Genomic DNA, 20,046 nt, shown 5'->3' on the forward strand with positions numbered 1-20,046 from the left:
GCTCGTGGGCGGTTGGACCCATTTTGAGGACACATCGGGGTTCGCGCTTGCAAGCCACAGCCATAGATTGCCGGGTTGCCGAGTAGTCACCTGAGGCACCCCGCCGGAAAGAGGGTTGCCGGCCAGCTAGTCAGGGCTTAATGCTGGCGCTCATTACTCACTTGAAAAATAACACAGTGGTCAGTGTCCAAGCGAAGTCACGAAGACGTTTATGGCGCCATGTGACAGAGGGCCCCGTTGGTCTCCTAGATCCTTTCGTGGGTCGGGTGATGTGCTATTGTCTAAGTGTTCTAGACGCGTGGACCAGATTGAAAGTGGTCGTAACAGTGTGAAAAGAACCGAGGGGGATGCACCACTGGGGTGCCTTCGATACGTTCGACCCGTATGTCCTCCACTTTTTCATAAATAGTTGAAGACCCGCCTTTGCGGGTCTTCAACTATTTTTCTTTAATCGTGGAAAATATACTGCTCAGGGCCAAGATAGCGGCCAAGCCCCGCAGAACCACCATCCACCAGTCGCGATCGATCCTTGTCAAGGCTGTCTTGTGATCGCGGGAGCGCTGCCCACAGCTGCGCTGTATCATTTTCAATGATGGGGAGAATGGCCAAGATGGCGGTGTGCCATGGGAGCAAAGAGTTGATGAACGATCCTTTTTGTGGAGCTCGTAGTTTCTGGCCATCTCCTGATACGAGCAGAACACCGAAGGACACGAGATGACAAACGAGCCCCTCGCCGCCGCTGAGTCCAGGTCGCGGATGGCGAAACTCAGCTCTGTTGCGCGGCAGTCTCCGGCAACTCTCGTGCTATTGCTGTTGGTGATGGTTGCCACGGCAGTTACGGGGGGACTAAGCGGGGGGCCATCCGAGGACGTGCTCACCGCCGTCGGACTGGATCTGGACGATGTGTGGGTGGCGTGGTGGACGCTTTTGACCAGCGCTTTCTTTGCCGCGTCCTGGCAGGGCATGATCATTTCCTTGCTCGCCATTGGTATAGGCGTCGGCATCGCCGAGAGAATAGTCGGCTCTTGGCGCGCCGCGTCGATGTTCGTCTTGGGAAGTGTGGTCAGCTCGGCAGTCTTGGCGGTGATAGTGGCGTTGGGGACTGCCAATAATGACGCATGGCTTGCCTTTCTAGGAGGAAACTATGTGGTGGGCGCTTTTGGTGGAGGTGTGGCGGCCCTCGGGGCTGCCACCGCATCATTGAACAATTTGTGGCGCCATCGCATTCGGACGTGGCTGTTGGCGCTCTCCGTGATGTTCGCCCTGTACCTGGGCAATGCAGAGTCACTTCAACTTCTGGCCGGGGCAGTGTTCGGAATTCTCGCTGGCCGTCTTCTTGGCACAGGACAGCGTGTCCACACGGGCAGGCTCTTCACTCGTCCGTCTTTGCGTGAGACGCGGTTTCTGCTGGCCACGATCGTCGGCGTGTTCGCGATTGGGCCGTTTTTGTCTCAGATCACGGCAGGGTTTGCCGTAGGTCCGCTGTCCACAGTGGGGCTCTTGACGCTGCAAGCGCGTCCGGACACAGGTGAGTTGAGTCAACTGTGCGATTTCGATGATGCGTGCATGAAGCTGCAGTCACTTCTGGGCGTCAGCAGTGTCGGAGCCACTGTGCTCTCCTTCATTCCGTTGTTATTGCTGGTGATGTGTTCTGAGGGTCTGCGCCGGGGGCGCCGTTTAGCACTGTGGACGGCATTGGTGATTAACGCGTTGGTTGCGTTGGTTGCATTGTTCGCCTTCGTAGAATTTCTTCTAGCTCCCGATCTTGAATTTGCAGATCTGGATAAGCGGTTCGTGGTGATCTACATCCTGCCTGCGGTCGCGGTGCCAGCCGCGATCGCCGTGCTCCTGTTCGTGCACCGGAGGCGGTTTCCAGTGTCATCGGGCATTTTGGCCGCCAAAAACTTATTACGCGTAACAGTAGGGGTGGCAGTCCTTGTGGCCCTGCTCTATGTGATCATGTGGTTTTCGGAAGGAAATCTGGGACGTCTGAACGTTACGGACCTCCTGGCGCAGCTGACGCATATTCTTATTCCTTTCCCGCTGCCGTTTGTAGTTCAACTTCCGCAAGGACTGGTCAGCGTGCTGATTTACGGTTTTGGCGGCGCGCTCATCTGGCTGGTGTTTGGGCTGATAGCTTTCCAGAATCTGCGTCTCTACAGCGCCGATACACAAAAGACTGCAGCCGGCGATGCGAAAGTGCGCACGTTGCTCCAAGAAGGGGGCGGCTCGCTGTCTTGGATGGCTCTGTGGGCCAACAACGCCTATTGGTACAGCGCAGATGGCAGAAATGCTGTGGCCTACCAAGTGCATAATGGCGTGGCTCTGAGCGTAGCGGGCCCTTTTGGCGTGCAGGAGGGACAAAGTGGGGCAGCCGGAGAGTTCGTGGCTCATTGCATTGAACAAGGACTTATCCCCTGTTTCTATTCAGCGACGGGTCAGCTGGGGGAGGCTCTGGATAGCTTGAATTTTGATCGGCTAGAGGTAGCCGAGGAAACGTTGCTCAATATTGAGGCAATGACGTTCAAAGGCAAGGAATGGCAGAACGTACGCACTGCACTGAACCGGGCCGACAAACTTGGCATCAAAGACCGCTGGTACGCCTACTCTGCTATGCCTCCGGGTATCCGGGCTCAGCTGGCGGAAATCTCCGAGGAATGGGTGTCAGATAAGTCCTTGCCAGAAATGGGCTTCACGCTCGGTGGACTTGATGAGCTCAAAGACGATCAGGTTCTATGTTGTGTAGCGGTCGACGACGATGGACTGGTCCACGGGGTCACCAGCTGGCTGCCAGTTTTTACAAAGGGGGAGATTTCTGGCTGGACGCTGGATTTCATGAGACGGCGTACTGATGGGTTTAAGGGTGTCATGGAATTCCTCATTGCCTCGGCCATCACTCATTTCAAGGCGCAGGTTCCCATGATTTCTCTTTCTGGTTCGCCGCTGGCCAATGCTGACTCTCTGGGGACCGATGGTGAGCCGTCGGCAATAGAGAAGGTACTGGTCATACTGGGCAACGCACTAGAACCCATGTATGGCTTCAAATCCCTCGCTGCCTTCAAGTCTCGTTTCCAGCCGATGCATCAAACGCTGTACATGTATTACCAAGATCCACTGGCACTGCCAGCCATCGGATTGGCTATCACTGCTGCGTACCTGCCGGGGCTCTCAGCACGCCAAAGCGCTGGATTTCTGCGGCAAATGACGAACAAAGAACCAGCCCGGGATTGAGTGGAAAATGCTAAATGCACTACTGGGTGCTGACATCAGTGGCCCGAAAGTCGTCTATGGCGCAGCCGCCGTCGGAATTGTGCTCTTCATCGTCCTCTTTATGCGACCCAGCGGCCGCTGGACGTTGCGGGCACTAGGTGCTGTCGGTGTGGGAGCAATCGTTGGAGCGATTCTCCTCTGGCTGATGGTTGATGTCTGGGACGTATTCAAGGTACCGATCAAGTTCGGTATGAGATTTTGGTTTATTGGAGCCTTTGCCGCACTAGGGCTGACCGTAGTTAGTTTTACCGGGAGCAGAAGGTGGCGCAAATGGTTGGCAGCTCTGTCCATCCCCGTTTTCTTGCTGGTGGCCGGGATTGGGATCAATGCCGAGTTTGGACTGAACCGGAACCTGGGGGCATTGCTCGGCATCTCAACGACGGAGAACATGGCTCTGCCGCAACCTGCTAAGAAGAGTGACGCCGATGACAAGGTGCCGCTGTGGAAAAGTTGGAAGCCACCGGCGGACATGCCAGTCACGGGTCTTCAGGGAGTCCAACAGATTCCCAACACCAAGTCGGGATTCGTTGCCAGGCCGGCAGGAATCTACTTGCCTCCGGCGGCCAGGACTGCCAATCCGCCACGGTTGCCGCTGGTGATCATGTTGATGGGTCAACCGGGTAATCCGGACACCTCGTTCATTGGCGCCGTCTTGGACAGGTACGCCGCCGCCCACCAGGGACTGGCTCCCATCGTGGTGGTGGCGGACCAGATTGGCCCGGACCAACAGGACACCCTGTGTTTGGACACCACGACGTACGGCAACGTCGAAACGTACCTCATGAAGGACGTGGTGGATTTTGCCAAGAAAAATTTGAGCATCCTCCAAGACCCCAAATTTTGGAGCATTGCAGGCTATTCCAACGGTGGCCAATGTGCCATCTCGCTAGCCGCGAAGTATCCGCATGTCTTCGGCAATGTGCTAGATATTTCCGGGGAAGAATTTCCGGGAGCAGAAAACCCGGGGGCCACTCTTGCGGAAATCTTCAATGGAGACCAAGCGGCTTATGACGCGCAGAAGCCGTTGAATATCATGGCGGGCAAACACTTCAAGGACCACACCGCCATTTTCACCGTGGGCTCTGACGATCCTTTCTATGTGGCCGCCGCGACGAACGTCGCCGCTGGCGCCCAAGCCGCCGGTATGAACACCACATACTTCGAAGTGCTCAATGGCGGCCATGTGATTGGGGCCCTTAACGGGGGCCTTGAAAAGGGCTTTGAAGTCCTGTATCCACGCCTGGGATTGAGCCGCTGATACGGCGCGATGTCCAGAATGTTTGTGGCGCGGCACATTGCAATGGAAAGCTGACACATTTTGCCTTGCTCACGTGAGAATATGAGTGCCATGAGATCCCGCCGCTTCTTTGCCACAGTACGATTCATGTTTGGCGCCGTGACGTTAATAGCCGTGGGCACGCAACTGCTTATTCACATCAGCCTTGGCTATAACGTGCTCAATTTTTTTAGCTATTTCACGAACCTCTCCAACCTCTTGGCTGGCGTCGTACTCCTGGTGGAGTCCGTGCTGACGTGGCGCGGGAAGGAACTTGGTCCTGGTTGGCAGCTGTTGCGTTGCGTTTCGGTGGTGTGCATGGCGCTGGTGGGAATCGTGTTTAGTGCCCTCTTGCGCAACGTCGACTTAGGCTCGTTGCTGCCGTGGATCAATTCGTGGCTGCACTTCGTCATGCCAGTGGCTGTGGTGCTGGACTGGTTGATCTTCTCGCCCCGGAAACCACTCGCCCTGCGGGGCATAGGCCTTATGGTGTTGGTTCCGCTCGCCTACTTGGCTTATTCACTGATCCGTGGTGCCGCCACTTCCTGGTATGCCTACCCGTTCCTCAACCCTGCAATTGGGGGTTATGAGGCTGTAACACTGACCTGTTTGGGGATCGCGCTCGCTTTCTTGGTTGTCAGCTTTGTGCTGCTGGTAGCCGGAAATAAATTGCGTCCCCTCAGGCCCTTGGACCCAGCCCGCACCGGGTGAGTTCCTTAGTCTTAGTGAGTTTGTGCCAGCAGCGCAGAAAGTTCCGATGTCAGGGCTGCCCGGACATCGGCAGTGCCAATTTCCACCCCGTCAATGGTGTTCACGGGGGCCAGAAGTCTGATGCTGGAAATCAACCACACGGCATCGGCGTCGAAAAGGTCGCGCGGCTCAAGCGGACCGTAGCCTAACTCCCAGCCAGCGTCCTTTGCCGCGGCAAACAAAGCTCCCTGGGTGGTGCCGGGCAAAATTCCGTTATCCAGACTCGGTGTGATGAGCCTCTTGAGCGTTTTTCCACCGTCGTTGCTGACGTGCGCCAGCAGGACGGACGACGTCGGCCCCTCCAACACCTGCCCGTCACCGCTGATGAAGATGACGTCATCGCCGCCGTTGGCATGTGCGTGGCGCAGCGCAGCCATGTTCACAGCGTAAGAGAGTGTCTTGGCGCCAAGCAGCAACCATGGGGCGCGGGAGGAGATGGTGCTCTCGTATCCTCGGTCCAGCAGCAGCACGTCCAAGCCCTTCTCGCGTTGGGCCGCCAACACGGGCGAGACAGCGGAGGCCGCAACCCAGGCGGTCGGGGTTTCTTCGCCCTCGGGACCACGGGTGCATATCAATTTGATGAGCACACTCGTGTTGCCGTGCTCATCAGGGGCTTGTGGCGACGCTGCAACAAAAGTGGTGAGAGCAGTGGCAATGGCACGCTTCCAGATATCCGCGTCCGGAAGGGTGAGCTGCATGGACCGGGCAGAGCCGGCCAAGCGGTCAAGATGCGCTTGGAGCTTGCGCGGGACCCCATTGACGGCCAGCAGCGATTCAAAGATGCCGTCTCCGCGAGTTACCCCCTGATCCGTGGCCATGATGGCAGGAACGTGGGCGTCGACAATGCGGCCGTCAAAAAATGCGGGATCCAAAAACACCAAAACAGTCATACAGCGAGCATAATGCGCATACTGTGTCTCAGGTGTGTCCCAGGTGTGTCTCAGGTGCGTCACAACCAGGCTGATCGCGCCCAGCCGGTAGGCTGGGCTCACCCACGTTGGCGACCAGGAGGCCTGCTTGATTTGGACGACGTTGACAGTGCCCACACCCAGTGCGTGGGTGTCTGTGCTGGTGGTGCTCGCGGACCTCATTATTCGCATCGTCGTGTTGGGTGTGATCCCCGGCAATCGCCGCCCCACGACAGCGATGGCATGGCTGCTGTGCATCTTCTTTCTGCCCTACATTGGCTTCTTGCTGTTCCTCATGTTCGGAAATTTCCGGCTTTCGCGGCACAGGCGTCAGACTCAAGACTCTGTCAACATCCGCATTGTAGAAGGCACCGCCGAAATTGCTAAGCAGGTGCCCGCCTATGACGGTCCAGCCTGGATAAATTCCGCCGTCGAACTTAACCGGAACTTGGGGTACTTTCCTGCATTGGGCGGGAACCAGGTACAGCTAGTGCGCGGCTATCAAGAGTCTTTGGACGCCATGGCCGCGGAAGTGCGCACCGCCACTGACTACGTTAACGCTGAGTTTTACATCATGAGCTCAGACTCGGCAACGGAGAACCTGTTCCGGGAATTGGAGGCGGCTGCGCAACGTGGCGTGCGTGTCCGCGTGCTCTTTGACCATATCGGTTCGCTGCGGGTTCCGGGCTACCGTGGGATGATCCGCCGTCTGGAAGGCAGCAAGATCTTGTGGCGGCGTATGCTGCCCCTACTACCCGTAAGAGGTCAATGGCGCCGCCCAGATCTGCGCAATCACCGCAAAATTCTGGTGGTGGATGGGCGAGTTGGCTACACAGGTTCACAAAACCTCATAGAGCCGACGTATCGCAAGAAACACAATGCCAAGATTGGCCGTCAATGGGTGGAACTCATGGCCAGGCTGGAAGGTCCGATAGTGGGGACGCTGAACGTCATGTTCGCCACCGACTGGTCCAGTGAGACGGAGGAAAACCTCGAATCGCAGCTCGCGACGCACCATTGGAACTCATTCACCGGCGGCGTGCTGTGTCAGGTTGTGCCCAGCGGGCCAGGTTTTGTCACTGAAAACAATTTACGGCTGTTCAACACTTTGCTGTATTCGGCGCAGGAACGAGTCACTATCTCCAGCCCGTATTTTGTGCCGGATGACTCCCTGCTTTACGCGATTACGACGGCGGCCCAGCGCGGGGTCCACGTGGAGCTATTTGTGTCCGAAGTTGGAGATCAGTTCTTGGTCCATCATGCTCAGCGTTCCTATTACGAGGCCTTGTTGAAGGCAGGGGTGCGGATCTTCCTGTACCCCAAACCGCTGGTACTGCACGCTAAGCACTTTACTGTTGATCAAGACGTGGCGATCATCGGCTCCTCCAACATGGACATGCGTAGCTTTTCCCTCAACCTTGAAGTGTCCGTGATGATGATCGATAAAGATGTGGTCAAACAGATGCACGAGGTTGAAGAGGAGTACCGGAGCGTTTGTCGGGAACTGAACTTGGAAGAGTGGGTAAACCGGCCCATCCTGGCCAGATACGTTGACAACGTTGCTCGACTGACGGCGACGGTTGCTTAGTAGGCGCACGGTTCACAGCTCACAGTCCAAGTCCTGGACACGGCGTTTCTAGCTTGGGAACTCTGCCCCGAGCGTTGAGAGAACACCGTAAGCCTTAGCCTGGATCTCCTGCCACTCCGCTTCGTCGTCGGAGTCGGCCGTAATGGCACCTCCGACTCCCAGCGACAGGTGCGTGCCGCCGTCGTCGGCCGTTACGAGGACGAGCGTGCGGATCGTGACGGATAGATCCGTGGCGGCATTGAGGGAAAAATAGCCGATTGCCCCGGAATATACTCCGCGGGGCCCAGATTCCAATTCTTCCAAAATGGACATGGTGCGTATCTTGGGTGCGCCTGTCATTGACCCGGCCGGAAATGCCGCGGCCAGGGCCTGCGCGCGTGAGCGCCCCGGAGCCAGCCGTGCCTCGATCGTGCTCACCAGCTGATGAACGCTCGCATAACTTTCAAGGGCGCACAGTCGTGGGACGGTGAGAGTATCCGGCAAGGCAAAGTGGGAGAGATCGTTGCGCAGCAGATCTACGATCATCACGTTCTCCGCCCGGTCCTTTTCCGATGTGCACAGATCGTGGCGCAGCGCGGCGTCCACCGTTGGGTCCCGGTCACGGCGACGCGTACCCTTAATGGGCTCGGCACGCATCAGCCCAGCCGAATCCATGCGCAGGAACCGTTCCGGCGACGTGCTGCACACGCTCAGCGATCCTAAGCGCAAGAACGCAGCAAATGGTGCCGGACTGCGTCGGCGCAGGGCACGGTACGTTTCCCACGCATCGATCTGTTCCAGGGAGTGCGCACGCAACTGTGTGGTCAAGCACACTTCGTAGGAATTTCCCTCCCGAATCTCCTCGTGGGCTGCTGCGATCATGTCTTTATAGCGGCGCTCCGTGTCCCGCAGAGTAAAAGTGGGTGACGGAGTCAGAGTAGTTCGCGGCGTGGGGGCAGAGGCAGGAACAGGGACAGCGGGTGCCGCAGCCAGCACCCGATGAACGTGCCGCAGCCAAAGAGCTGCCTCGTCCGGGGAAGATTGGTTATTGGGGTCCACCAGGGTCAACAGGAACAAACACCTCTCCTGGTGGTCGAACACGAGAGCCCGGCCCGCGAACAGCAGCATTGCCGAAGACTGTGGTCCCGGGTCTAGAGGATCTGCGGCGTTCTGCGTTCTCCGCATGCTTTCTTCCTTGAGCTCGTAGCCGAGCCAGCCGAGCCAGCCGAGTGTGAATTCGCCAGGATAGTGTGCAGGGGCTCGCACGGCCTTTCTACCCCACACGGTATCCAGCCAACGAAAAAATGGTGCCCGGATACGGGTGGTGACTTCGCCGGAACGTACCGTCGTGACGCCAGCGCTGTGCTCGGCCGTGCGGCCAAAGCTTCCTGATTCATCAGCCATGATGGAAAAACGTGCGCGACCGGTGGGCTGATCGAGCGCGCCCGCCTGGTCTGCGATTGAACTATCCAGCCATACGGCGTTCCCTGATTCCCCATACAAGGCAGCGAACATTCCTTCGGGCTCGGGATAGTTTTGTATCCGCTCCACGCTAAGTTCTAACCCACGGCGCCGTGCCAGTTCCGGTGCCAGCAGGGATTCCAGTGTGGCAAGTTCCGTCAGTGCTGCGAGTACGCGCTCCGGTGACGCACCAACCCCGCGCGAGGTGTCCACCACGATGTCCGCGGCAGCGGCGGCGTCGTGGGCAAAAAATAGCTCCTCCGCAGTGGCCCAACGGTCCCAAAACGGTGCGTAGGTGTCCCCATCACGTTCCATGGCCCGCTCCTTGCGGACAGAGGAGGGGGCGTCCACCCAAATGAACGCATCCAGCAGATCCCTGGCCCCGAGGTGAGCAGCCCCCACCCCTTCCACCAGTACGACGTCGGCCGCAACGGTAGTGCGGGAGGCGCCGTCCTTCCCATTGGCCCAGTCCCATGCCGTCCAGGTTGCGCTAAGTCCGCGATGCAGTGGGGTCAAGACGGTGGTGATGTAGCGGTCCACGCCGTCGGCGAGCCCATCCCAGCCCGGGTAAATATCCTCAAGGTGGAACAGAGACACGCTCCGGTGGCGGCGCAACAGGGCTGCCAGTTCCACGGCGAGCGTCGTTTTTCCTGAGCCGGAGCGGCCATCGATGGCGATGATGACCGGGCGGCGGGCATTAGTCACGCGTGGGCTCGCGCAACTCAGGGGTGGCGGCGGAACGTGCTGCGCCGCTGGCCGCCGAGTTCCAGGGCGTGTCGCTGCGGTACAGGGTCCTCATGAACAAAGTCTATCTAGACGCAGGAGCCGAGTTGGCCCGAAGGTTCTAGAAAGGTGGATGGCCGTGTAGCTGGACGTATTTGCGGTACCAGGGCCAACGGACTGCCGCGATGACGATCATCCAGACGCCGAGTCCGGCGCTGATGAGCAATATCCAGACGCCAGCAGCCAACCCTTCTGAACCGGCCCCTGCCGTGTAGAGCAGGGCAATAATACCCAAGGAAACGAAAACCAGACCATAAATCAGAGCGCCAAGCGGATACTGCAGGCCCGGCAGCCGGTATGGACCTCCGGTCTGGCGCCGGCTCATCCACGGCATGGGTTCGCGAAGGCTGGCCGCGTCACTTGAAGGCACGGGGGGATGGCCGAATCCGTTGGTGTTCACGTAGTGGATTCTGCCGGGAAACGCAGTAGCTGTGCAAGTTCTGCGAGCAGGGCAGCACCGGAAACGCCCTGTCGTTCATGCCGGCTTAGATCAGTGCTAACAAAATGCCCACGCAAATGAACAAAATGCCGAAGATGCGGTTGAGGATCAGCTGCCCGCGATCGCTGGTGGTCAGGTGTTTAAGTTGCTTGGCGCCCGCCGCAAAAATGAACCACATAACAAGGATGTCAATGACGACCACGGTGGCCGTCAACTCCACGTACTGTGTCATCAACGGCCGCTCCGGCCGGATGAACTGAGGCATGAACGCGAGGAAGAAAACAATAGCCTTGGGGTTGAGAAGGTTCACCCACAGCCCGCGGCGGAACATCGAAAAACCCGACTCGACGGCGGCAGGTGAGTCACCGGCGTCGTCCTTCTCGGTCTTCGCTAATAATTTACGAATCCCCAGATACACCAGATACGCGGCGCCCACATAGCGGACCAAGGCAAAAAGGAAGGGCGAGCTAGATACCAGCAGACCCACACCAGCGGCCACGATGATCACGTGGATTACCAGGGCCAACTGCTGGCCCAAGATGCCCCAGAAGGAGCGCCGGAAGCCGGATGAAAGCGCGTTGGACATGGTGTTGATGGCGCCCGCGCCCGGCGTCAGACTGATCATTGCGCCGGCACCGACCAGGCCCAGCCATAAGGTAAATTCCACCAGCCAAGCTTACGGTCTGCAGGACGGCGTCATTTTCGCCACACTACGGCGCATTAGGCTCGAGCGATTATTTGCCCGTTTGGCATGACAAACCAGCCATCAGGGGACTGGCCCCACTCCCGCCATCCCGCTGCAATCCGTGCCAAGGCGGCATTGTCCGCGAGCCCGTAAGCGATGGCCTGTTCGGCAAACGCAGACTTTTCCACTCGATCCGACCACACCCCTGCCAGCCATGCGCGCTGCTCAGTTGTTGCGTACAGCCAGTTGTTGCTTGAGGGAGCCACATCAGTAAATCCGGCGGCGTGCGCCCAATGGATGAGTCGCCGTCCGGCGTCGGGCTCGGCATCGTTATGTCGGGCCAGCTGCTGATAGAGGTCCATCCACTCATCCATGGCAGGAAGCTGCGGGTACCAGGACATGGCGTGAAAATCGGCGTCGCGTACTGCCACCACCCCGCCGGTTCTAGCAACGCGGCGCATTTCCCTAAGCGCCGCAACGGGATCACTGACGTGCTGCAGAAGCTGATGGGCGTGGACCACGTCAAAGGTGTCTGCCGCGAAGTCCATGGCGTACACATCGCCGGTAGTGAAACTCAGGTTCTCCAGGTGCTGATCGGTGGCCAGCAGTGTTGCCGCGGCAACCACATCCGGGGAACGGTCCATGCCCACCACCTGCCCGGGTGCCACCAGCCGGGCAAAGTCAGTGGTGATGGTACCCGGCCCGGAACCAATATCCAGGACTCGCATCCCGGGCTGGAGGTACGGGAGTAGATAAGCGGCGCAGTTCTCTGCTGTGCGCGATAGGTGGGATCTCAAAACACTTTCATGGTGTCCGTGTGTGTAGACATCACCGGAGCCGTTGCGGGCGTGAGCGTTGCTGGCGTGAGCGTTCATGGGGGGAGCCTACGCCTGCACCGTCAGCCCGTGCCAGCGGTTCCACACTGTGGAACCGTGCGGGCGCGGGCCCAAATACATCCGTTCTTGACACGTGAAACCCCACCCTATGCCGCGCGCTGTTCGCTCTACGTGAAAGTTGAGTCGAATACGCTCAACTCTATTTGACACGGAAATGAGATTGAGTAAAGTTGAGTGCAGAACGCTCAAACCCGCTGATTGGGCGAACTTGGGGCCATCCGGCTTCAGGACTTGTTGAGGCAGCGGCCCATGAAAGGATCCACTTATGTCACGTGCCGTAGGTATTGACCTCGGAACCACCAACTCTGTCGTCTCCGTGCTCGAAGGTGGTGAGCCCACCGTCATTGCGAACGCTGAAGGCGGCCGCACCACACCTTCCGTCGTCGCGTTCGCCAAGAACGGCGACGTCCTCGTTGGGGAGATCGCCAAGCGCCAAGCAGTCAACAACATCGACCGCACCATCTCTTCCGTCAAGCGCCATATGGGCACTGACTGGACCGTTGGAATCGATGAGAAGAAGTACACCCCCCAGGAAATCTCCGCACGTATCTTGATGAAGCTCAAGAACGACGCCGAAGCATACCTGGGCGAGAAAGTCACCGACGCTGTGGTCACGGTTCCGGCCTACTTCAACGATGCCGAGCGTCAGGCTACCAAGGAAGCCGGAGAGATCGCAGGACTGAATGTACTGCGCATTGTCAACGAGCCCACCGCGGCTGCCCTGGCTTACGGCTTGGACAAGGGTAAAGAGGACGAACTCATCTTGGTCTTCGACTTGGGCGGCGGAACGTTCGATGTTTCCTTGCTTGAAGTTGGCAAAGACGAAGATGACTTCTCCACCATTCAGGTCCGCGCTACGTACGGTGACAACCGTCTCGGCGGCGACGACTGGGATCAGCGTGTGGTCGACTGGCTGCTGAACCAGCTCAAGGTCAAGGGAATCGACCTCTCCAAAGACAAGATTGCCTTGCAACGCCTGAAGGAATCAGCTGAGCAGGCCAAGAAGGAACTCTCCTCCTCTACCAGCACCAACATCTCCTTGCAGTACCTCTCCGTCACCCCCGACGGTCCGGTCCACTTGGATGAGCAACTAACGCGCGCCAAGTTCCAGGACCTGACCAAGGACCTGCTCGAGCGCACCAAGAAGCCGTTCAACGATGTCATCAAGGAAGCCAACATCAAGGTTTCTGACATCGATCACATCGTGCTCGTCGGCGGCTCCACCCGTATGCCTGCTGTTGTTGAATTGGTCAAGGAACTAGCCGGCGGCAAGGAGCCCAACAAGGGCGTCAACCCGGATGAGGTAGTGGCCGTTGGTGCCGCACTGCAGGCCGGTGTCCTGAAGGGCGAGCGCAAGGACGTTCTGCTCATCGACGTCACGCCGTTGTCCCTAGGTATTGAAACCAAGGGCGGGGTGATGACCAACCTGATCGAACGCAACACGGCCATCCCCACCAAGCGTTCCGAGACCTTCACCACCGCTGATGACAACCAGCCCTCAGTGGCCATCCAGGTCTTCCAGGGTGAGCGTCAGTTCACTCGGGACAACAAGCCGCTGGGCACGTTCGAGCTGACAGGCATTGCGCCTGCTCCTCGCGGTGTCCCGCAGGTTGAAGTCACCTTTGACATCGACGCCAACGGAATTGTGCACGTCTCCGCTAAGGACAAGGGCACCGGTGTGGAGCAGTCCATGACCATCACCGGCGGTTCTTCCTTGTCCAAGGAAGACATCGAGCGCATGGTTCAGGAGGCCGAGGAGCACGCTGCAGAAGACAAGGCCCGTCGTGAGACAGCCGATCTGCGTAACTCCGCGGAGCAACTGCACTACTCGGTGGATAAGATCCTTGCCGACAACGATGACAAGCTGCCAGAAGACGTCAAAGACACTGTCAAGGCTGACGTGACCGAGTTGAAGACGGCTCTTGCCGGCGACGATGACGCAGCCGTGAAGACAGCGTTTGAGAAGTTGCAGGCCTCCCAGTCGAAGCTGGGCGAGGCTATCTACGCTGCAGCATCCGCCGAAGGTGCAAGCTCTGACACCGATGCAACCGAAGGTGCCACCACGGATGGCGCTCCCGAAGAAGACATCGTAGATGCAGAGATCATCGACGAAGACGCAGACGAGAAGAAGTAGTCATGGCTGATTCGCAAAACTCTGAAGAGATTCCCGAAGAGAATCCCGACGACGCTGCTGCCAAGAACACCGACGCCGAAGGCGATGCACTTTCTCAAGCCGAAGATATCCTCAACGGTGTTGAGGTACAGCCGGAGGACTCAGTGGTTCAGGGAGCGGCCGGAGATGCAGCAGAACTGAAAAACGATCTGCTGCGCCTACAGGCTGAGTACGTCAACTACCGCAAGCGCGTCGAGCGCGATCGGGCCGTTGCCGGACAGATGGCCGTGATCGGCGTTTTGAACTCCCTGCTTCCGGTTCTGGACGACATTGACGCTGGGCGAACCCATGGCGATATTGTCCAGGGCCCGTTTGCCTCGATCGCGACTAAGCTGGAAACTGCTTTAGAGACGTATGGTCTAGAACGGATCGACGCCGTTGGTGTCCCGTTCGACCCCACCGTCCATGAGGCTCTCATCCAGCAGGCTTCGGCCGACGTCGAGATTGACACTGTCAGTCAGGTGTTGCGCAAGGGCTACAAGTCTGGGGACCGGATCCTGCGCGCTGCGCAGGTAATCGTCTCCGTGCCGGAATAGTCCCCAGTTCCTCCCCGAGCTCGCAAGCTCACTCGGGGGCCCTCGGAACTGTGGGCCCACCAGTTCGTTCCAGGTGGTCGCAAGCTCACTCGGGGGCCCTCGGAACTGTGGGCCCACCCAAGCGCTCCCCGGTGGTCGCGTGCTCTTTCACAGGGCACCCGACCGCCGGCAGCAAACTACTAACTATTGAACAGGAGGCGTCTTGGCAAGTCAGGATTGGGCAGAGAAGGACTTCTACAAGATCCTTGGGGTGTCCAAGGATGCGTCGGACGCCGACATCAAGAAGTCGTACCGCAAATTGGCCCGCAAGCATCACCCTGACACCAACGCCGGGGACCCCAAAGCTGAAACAATGTTTAAGAACATTTCAGAGGCGTACTCGGTGCTCTCGGATAAAGAGGACCGCGAACAGTACGACGCTATCCGTGCCATGGGTGGCGGGGCCCGTTTCAGCGCCGGAGGTGCTGGCGGGCAAGGTGGTCCGACGGGTTTTGAGGACGTATTTGGTGACATCTTCGGTGGTGGACGCGGCGGTGCCCGGCGCAGTTCCCCAGGATATGGCGGCTCCGGACTACCTCCAGAATTCGCCGACCTCTTTGGTGGCGGTGGGGGCGGCTTTGGCGGCTTCCAAGCTGCGCCGTCGAAGGGTGCCGACCGGACGGCGTCGACCACTATTTCCTTCGGTGGATCCATCAACGGAACCAAGATAGGCCTGCGTGAACCCAGTGGGGAAACCATTGACGTGCGTATTCCGGCCGGTATCAAGGATGGCCAGAAGGTCCGCGTCAAAGGAAAAGGGCAGTCCGGCTCGGGTGGCTCCGGCGATCTGGTGGTCAGCGTGCACGTCAAGCCTCACGACTTCTTTGTCCGTGACGGCAATAATATTCGTATCCACGTTCCGGTCACATTCCCCGAAGCTGCCCTCGGTGCGGACATCAGCGTCCCCACCCTGACCGGGGACACGGTCCGAGTCCGGGTCCCTACCGGAACTCCGTCTGGGCGTACCCTGCGTGTCAAGGGTGCCGGAGTGAAGACTAAACAAGGTGCCGGTGACCTTCTGGTCACAATTGACGTGGCGGTGCCGCAAAAGCTCACTAAGGAAGCCGAAGAGGCAGTCAAGGCCTTCGCCGCAGCGACCTCTGACGGGGACCCCCGCGGCCATCTCGCGGCAAAAGCCAAGCTCTAGTAGCCAGTTTCCGAACTAGATAGCGCAAGGAAAGGAGATCGCAATGATAGTTGACCCCTATGCACCCATCTTCGTGATCTCCGTGGCAGCAGAATTGGCGGAGATGCACCCGCAGACTCTGCGTCAGTATGATCGCCTCGGCATCGTCAAGCCCAACCGCGCTCCGGGACGCTCACGGCGCTACTCACAGTACGACGTCGACATGCTCCGTGAAGTGCAGCGCCTCTCGCAGGAGGGGGTGTCCTTGGAAGGGATCCGGCGGATCATGCAGCTGGAGAATCAGGTGGAGGCGCTCCGATCCAAGGTCGTGGAACTCGGGGATGCGCTTGAAGCCGCCATTGCGGAGGTCCAATCGCGTCCGCCGCGCCCCAACAGCCGGGTGTTCGCTGCTGGGCTGACCGGGGACGACATTGTGGCGCTTGCCCGTGGTCAGCGGCCACGGGCCCGCAGCCAGGCCGTCGTCGTCTGGCGCCCGCAGCGCTGACGGCGTGCCAAAGTGGTGAGGGACCCTGAAATTTCAGGGTCCCTCACCACTTTGGCACGCCGTCACCGGTAGATGTTCGTCTATTCGCTGAACAGGCCTGCTAGATCCGTGGCTGTCAGTGCTCCGCTGGAGAGAGAATCCCCGCTCATGACGTCAGTGAACAGCTGAGATTTCTTAGCTTTGAGCGCCATCACCTTTTCTTCAATGGTGTCCTTAGCTACCAAGCGGTACACCATGACGTTCTTCTTTTGCCCGATCCGGTGTGTCCGGTCCACAGCCTGCGCCTCAGAAGCAGGATTCCACCATGGATCCAAGATGAACACGTAGTCAGCCTCGGTGAGGTTAAGTCCAAATCCACCGGCCTTGAGACTGATCAAAAACAGCGGGGCGGTGCCAGTTTTAAACTCGTCGACGACGGCGGTCCTGTTCCGGGTGGACCCGTCAAGATAGGTGAAGGGGATGTTTTCAGCCGTGAGACGATCCCGGACCTTAGCTAAAAAGCCCGTGAACTGGCTAAAGATCAGCGCCCGGTGGCCTTCTTTGACAACATCCTCAAGCTGTTCGAAGAGCACATCGAGTTTGGAAGAGCGCACGCCGGCCTGGTCGTCGTCAACGAGTGAGACGTCCAAGCTCAGCTGGCGCAGCAGAGTCAGCGACTGGAAAATAGTGAAACGATTCTTATTCACGTTCTCCAGCAACCCTAAGATCTTGGCGCGCTCTCGCTGAAGGTGCGTCTGGTAAACCTTTTGGTGCCGCGGGTTCAGGACCACTTCAAGGATTTGTTCCTGTTTGGCGGGCAAGTCCTTGATGACTTGTTCCTTAGTGCGTCGAAGCATGAGTGGCTTCACACGTGCGCGCAGCTTTGTGAGTAGTTCGGAGTTGCCGTTTCTCTCTATGGGCCGCTGGTAGAACTCGGCAAAACGCTTGGGGCTGGAAAACAAGCCCGGAGCCACAATGGAGAGCAGCGTCCACAACTCCATGAGGTTGTTCTCCAGCGGAGTACCTGTCACAGCCAGCTTGAATGGTGCGTTCAGTTTCCGTGCGCACTGGTAGGCCTTGGACTGGTGGTTCTTGACGAACTGGGCCTCGTCCAAGATCAGACCGGCAAATTCCGCGGCGGAGTATTCGGCAAAATCGATCCGAAACAGGGCATAGGACGTGATGACGATGTCCGCTCCAGCAAAGAACGCGGCCGAATCCAAGCCACTCTTGGCAAATGTCTCAGAGACCGTGACAACTTTGAGGCCCGGTGCAAACTTCATGCTTTCACTGGCCCAGTTGCCCACGACGGATGTAGGTGCCACCACAAGGAACGGGAACAGATTGCCGCCGTCGGCCTTGACCTGCGTGACAAGCGCCAGCGTCTGGACAGTCTTTCCCAAACCCATGTCGTCGGCTAAGACTCCGCCCAGCCCGTGTGAGTGCAAAAAGTGCAACCAGTTGAAGCCGTCCAACTGGTACGGGCGCAATGTTGCGTTCAGGGCCGGCGGTGTCGGCAGCGGGTCAGTTGGGCCGCCGTCGAGCAGTCCGGAGACAGCAGCCCGCCACGCCTGCGCCTGCTCATCCACGATCCCCAACTGGGCCAACTCGTCCCATAAACCGGCTTGGAAGCGGCTGATCCGGAGTTCGCCGTCCTTGGAATCGTTCATTCCCCTGGCCTCGTCGATCAAGGCTCGCAGCTGGTGGAGCTCAGGACGGTCCAATGAGAAATACGCTCCGCTGGGTAGGAGCATGCGTGAATTTCCTGCGGCCAGAGCGGAGAACACGGCGGCAAAAGAGACGAACTGTCCCTCGACGGTGATGACGATGCCCAAGTCAAACCAGTCGCGCTCGTCAGTGGCGTGTGTGGAGATCTTCACGATCGGCGCTTCGGTCACTTCCCGGTAGCTGGCCGGATCGCCACTGGTCTCCACGCTCACACCCGGCAGATCTCGCAGCCTCGGCATGACGGTCTGCGTAAATGTCATGGTGTCCAGGCCAGTGAGTGTGGCTGAAGCAGCTAGACGTGGCTCACCCCAAGCGTTGTTCGCCGCCGCACCCATGGCAGATACGTCATCCCATGGCTGTCCGACGAGCGTGAGTATCCGTTCTTCGGCGCTGCTATCACGAACCGGGGCCTCGCCAGGTTCTGGCCACAGTGGCCGTGAATTGGTGCGCGAGCCCACTTGGTAATGCCATTCCCAGTGCAGACGCAGAGTGTGGTCATCCCCGTAGGCTGCCAGCAGGGACAATGTGGGCTCAACGTAAGCTGGCAGCTCTACGGAACGATCGGCCGAGACTACGGGAGCGGTCTGTTTTAGCTGCGGATAGAACTGGGTGAGGAACTTCTCCTCACCCTCGGCAGGTACATGTACCAGATCCTTGCGCAAGGCAAAGTCCAGCAGTGAAGAGGACGTACCGGCCGCCAGCGGTGCCAAGGTGATGGTTCCGCGCACTACCGAGTTGCGCCCTGAAGTGCCGCTGCCCACATTGAGGAGGGTCTCCGGCTCGTCGCTAAAGAATAGACCGTGTGCGGGGGAACCGATGGTGCCAACGATCGCTTCGCTGACGGTGACCCCGGCGGCCTCAATCAAGGGACCCACATCCAGTCCACCGGAAGTGGCCCGGGTGACGTCCAGGGCGATCGCTGCGTCATCGGTAGAGATCCTGACGGGGGCGCCGGTGCCAGCCTGGATCAAGGAAATGCCGTGCTTGCGGGCCTCTCGCAATAGCTGCCACAAGTTGCGTCCGGCGAAATCGTTCACTGCCAGCCAGGAAGCGGCGCTGCTGTGGCTGTACTGGCGGGGACTGTGGGAAGAAAGGAATTCGCTGAGCCATTCCAGCTGGGCGGGATCGTGCTGGCGGCCATAGCTGAGGTAACCCAGCGTGTTCCAGCTAATACCAGTCTTGACCCATTTACCGCGCGTACCCATAACGACCGGACGGACATTCAGGACGGGGGCGGAGGGTACTTTTCCCCCGTGTCCGCGGTAAGAAAAGCGTGGCGGAGGGACTTGGAGTTCAAATTGTAGCCCCAGAGCAGGGGCGTCAGTTGCTGGTGTCGATAGTGCAGCGGGAAGCAGCTCGGAGAGTGTTGATTCCCAGCCGGCAGTTACCTCCGGGGAAGCGCTGGCAGCGGGCGACTTGGCCACGCCACGCCCGCCCTTGGCCTTAGCCAGCAGAGTTTCCAAGTAGGTAGGTTCGTGGGGGGTCTCTTCCGGGACGAAAAAATCCTGGAAATTAGGATCAGCTTCAGCGGCTGCGATCAAAGCCACCACATGCTTGCAGTTCTGCCGGACAGGACAATTGCAGATACCCACGCGACAGGCCACCACGCCGTCGTGCTCTCGCACTAGTTTTGCTGTGGAACGGTAGGGCGCGGTACCCATGACTTTTCCAGAGAGAAGGCCAGTGGCAGGTTCGAGCGTGATCTCGCCTACTCGGCCCTCGTGAGTGTAGACCAGGCCCGCCACAACCGATTTTTCGGTGAACTCGGCGATCCGCGTCAATAATTGCGTACCGGCAGAGGAATACGTCACAGAGCTTATTTCCTTACGGATTTGTGCGGCCCCAATCGGTGGGCCACATCCAATCAATTCTACGCGGGATTGACGCTCTATTTCACCTTGACGGGTGCGCGACGCTTCGGGAAC

At 58.8% G+C, this 20,046-nt stretch carries 15 protein-coding genes and 1 riboswitch; of the genes, 8 read left to right on the top strand and 7 right to left on the bottom strand.

Going from position 1 to position 20,046, the window contains the following annotated elements; genetic code table 11:
- Positions 1-38: 38 nt before the first annotated feature.
- Positions 39-158, bottom strand: a riboswitch (SAM riboswitch).
- Between the two features lie 289 nt (positions 159-447).
- Positions 448-711, bottom strand: a complete 264-nt coding sequence (locus LOH53_RS06445) for a hypothetical protein (protein WP_230066911.1) — start codon at positions 709-711, stop codon at positions 448-450.
- Between the two features lie 3 nt (positions 712-714).
- Between LOH53_RS06445 and LOH53_RS06450 the strand changes: the two genes are divergently transcribed.
- The 3 genes from LOH53_RS06450 (at position 715) to LOH53_RS06460 (ending at position 5,257) form a co-directional block, all read left to right on the top strand.
- Positions 715-3,231, top strand: coding sequence for a bifunctional lysylphosphatidylglycerol flippase/synthetase MprF (locus tag LOH53_RS06450; RefSeq protein WP_230066912.1), 2,517 nt, complete (start codon positions 715-717; stop codon positions 3,229-3,231).
- 7 nt (positions 3,232-3,238) lie between these two features.
- Positions 3,239-4,528: an alpha/beta hydrolase gene (locus LOH53_RS06455; protein WP_230066913.1), complete on the top strand. Its 1,290-nt coding sequence runs from the start codon at positions 3,239-3,241 to the stop codon at positions 4,526-4,528.
- An 81-nt stretch (positions 4,529-4,609) separates the two neighbouring features.
- Entirely contained in the window at positions 4,610-5,257 is a 648-nt protein-coding gene (locus LOH53_RS06460; protein ID WP_230066914.1) for a Pr6Pr family membrane protein, read from the top strand.
- A gap of 11 nt (positions 5,258-5,268) precedes the next feature.
- On the opposite strand, the gene LOH53_RS06465 is transcribed toward LOH53_RS06460, so the two are convergent.
- Positions 5,269-6,186, bottom strand: a complete 918-nt coding sequence (locus LOH53_RS06465) for an aminodeoxychorismate lyase (protein WP_230066915.1) — start codon at positions 6,184-6,186, stop codon at positions 5,269-5,271.
- 127 nt (positions 6,187-6,313) lie between these two features.
- On the opposite strand from LOH53_RS06465, the gene cls reads away from it, so the two are divergent.
- Positions 6,314-7,792, top strand: a complete 1,479-nt coding sequence (gene cls / locus LOH53_RS06470) for a cardiolipin synthase (RefSeq protein WP_268251010.1) — start codon at positions 6,314-6,316, stop codon at positions 7,790-7,792.
- Positions 7,793-7,840: 48 nt separating this feature from the next.
- Here the strand turns inward: cls and pabB are convergent, their stop codons facing one another.
- The 4 genes from pabB to LOH53_RS06490 all read right to left on the bottom strand — a co-directional run bounded on the left by pabB (position 7,841) and on the right by LOH53_RS06490 (position 12,014).
- Entirely contained in the window at positions 7,841-9,937 is a 2,097-nt protein-coding gene (pabB, locus tag LOH53_RS06475; protein WP_230066916.1) for an aminodeoxychorismate synthase component I, read from the bottom strand.
- Positions 9,938-10,076: 139 nt separating this feature from the next.
- Positions 10,077-10,415, bottom strand: coding sequence for a hypothetical protein (locus LOH53_RS06480; protein WP_230066917.1), 339 nt, complete (start codon positions 10,413-10,415; stop codon positions 10,077-10,079).
- Between the two features lie 85 nt (positions 10,416-10,500).
- Positions 10,501-11,121, bottom strand: coding sequence for a LysE family transporter (locus tag LOH53_RS06485; RefSeq protein ID WP_230066918.1), 621 nt, complete (start codon positions 11,119-11,121; stop codon positions 10,501-10,503).
- A 53-nt stretch (positions 11,122-11,174) separates the two neighbouring features.
- A complete protein-coding gene (locus tag LOH53_RS06490) occupies positions 11,175-12,014 on the bottom strand; it encodes a methyltransferase domain-containing protein (protein ID WP_230066919.1) in 840 nt (279 codons plus the stop codon).
- A 286-nt stretch (positions 12,015-12,300) separates the two neighbouring features.
- On the opposite strand from LOH53_RS06490, the gene dnaK reads away from it, so the two are divergent.
- From dnaK to LOH53_RS06510, 4 genes are all read left to right on the top strand, one after another.
- Positions 12,301-14,169 carry a molecular chaperone DnaK gene (gene dnaK / locus LOH53_RS06495; protein WP_230066920.1) on the top strand — a complete coding sequence of 623 codons (1,869 nt, stop codon included), beginning with the start codon at positions 12,301-12,303 and terminating at the stop codon, positions 14,167-14,169.
- Positions 14,170-14,171: 2 nt separating this feature from the next.
- Positions 14,172-14,744, top strand: a complete 573-nt coding sequence (locus LOH53_RS06500) for a nucleotide exchange factor GrpE (RefSeq protein ID WP_230066921.1) — start codon at positions 14,172-14,174, stop codon at positions 14,742-14,744.
- A gap of 202 nt (positions 14,745-14,946) precedes the next feature.
- A complete protein-coding gene (locus LOH53_RS06505) occupies positions 14,947-15,930 on the top strand; it encodes a DnaJ C-terminal domain-containing protein (RefSeq protein WP_230066922.1) in 984 nt (327 codons plus the stop codon).
- A gap of 43 nt (positions 15,931-15,973) precedes the next feature.
- Entirely contained in the window at positions 15,974-16,414 is a 441-nt protein-coding gene (locus LOH53_RS06510; RefSeq protein WP_230066923.1) for a heat shock protein transcriptional repressor HspR, read from the top strand.
- An 80-nt stretch (positions 16,415-16,494) separates the two neighbouring features.
- Here the strand turns inward: LOH53_RS06510 and LOH53_RS06515 are convergent, their stop codons facing one another.
- Complete coding sequence (locus LOH53_RS06515) at positions 16,495-19,932, bottom strand: DEAD/DEAH box helicase (RefSeq protein ID WP_230066924.1); 3,438 nt, start codon at positions 19,930-19,932, stop codon at positions 16,495-16,497.
- Between the last annotated feature and the right edge of the window lie 114 nt (positions 19,933-20,046).

It is taken from the genome of Arthrobacter cryoconiti, from assembly GCF_020905375.1.
Taxonomy (GTDB): Bacteria; Actinomycetota; Actinomycetes; order Actinomycetales; family Micrococcaceae; genus Specibacter; species Specibacter cryoconiti.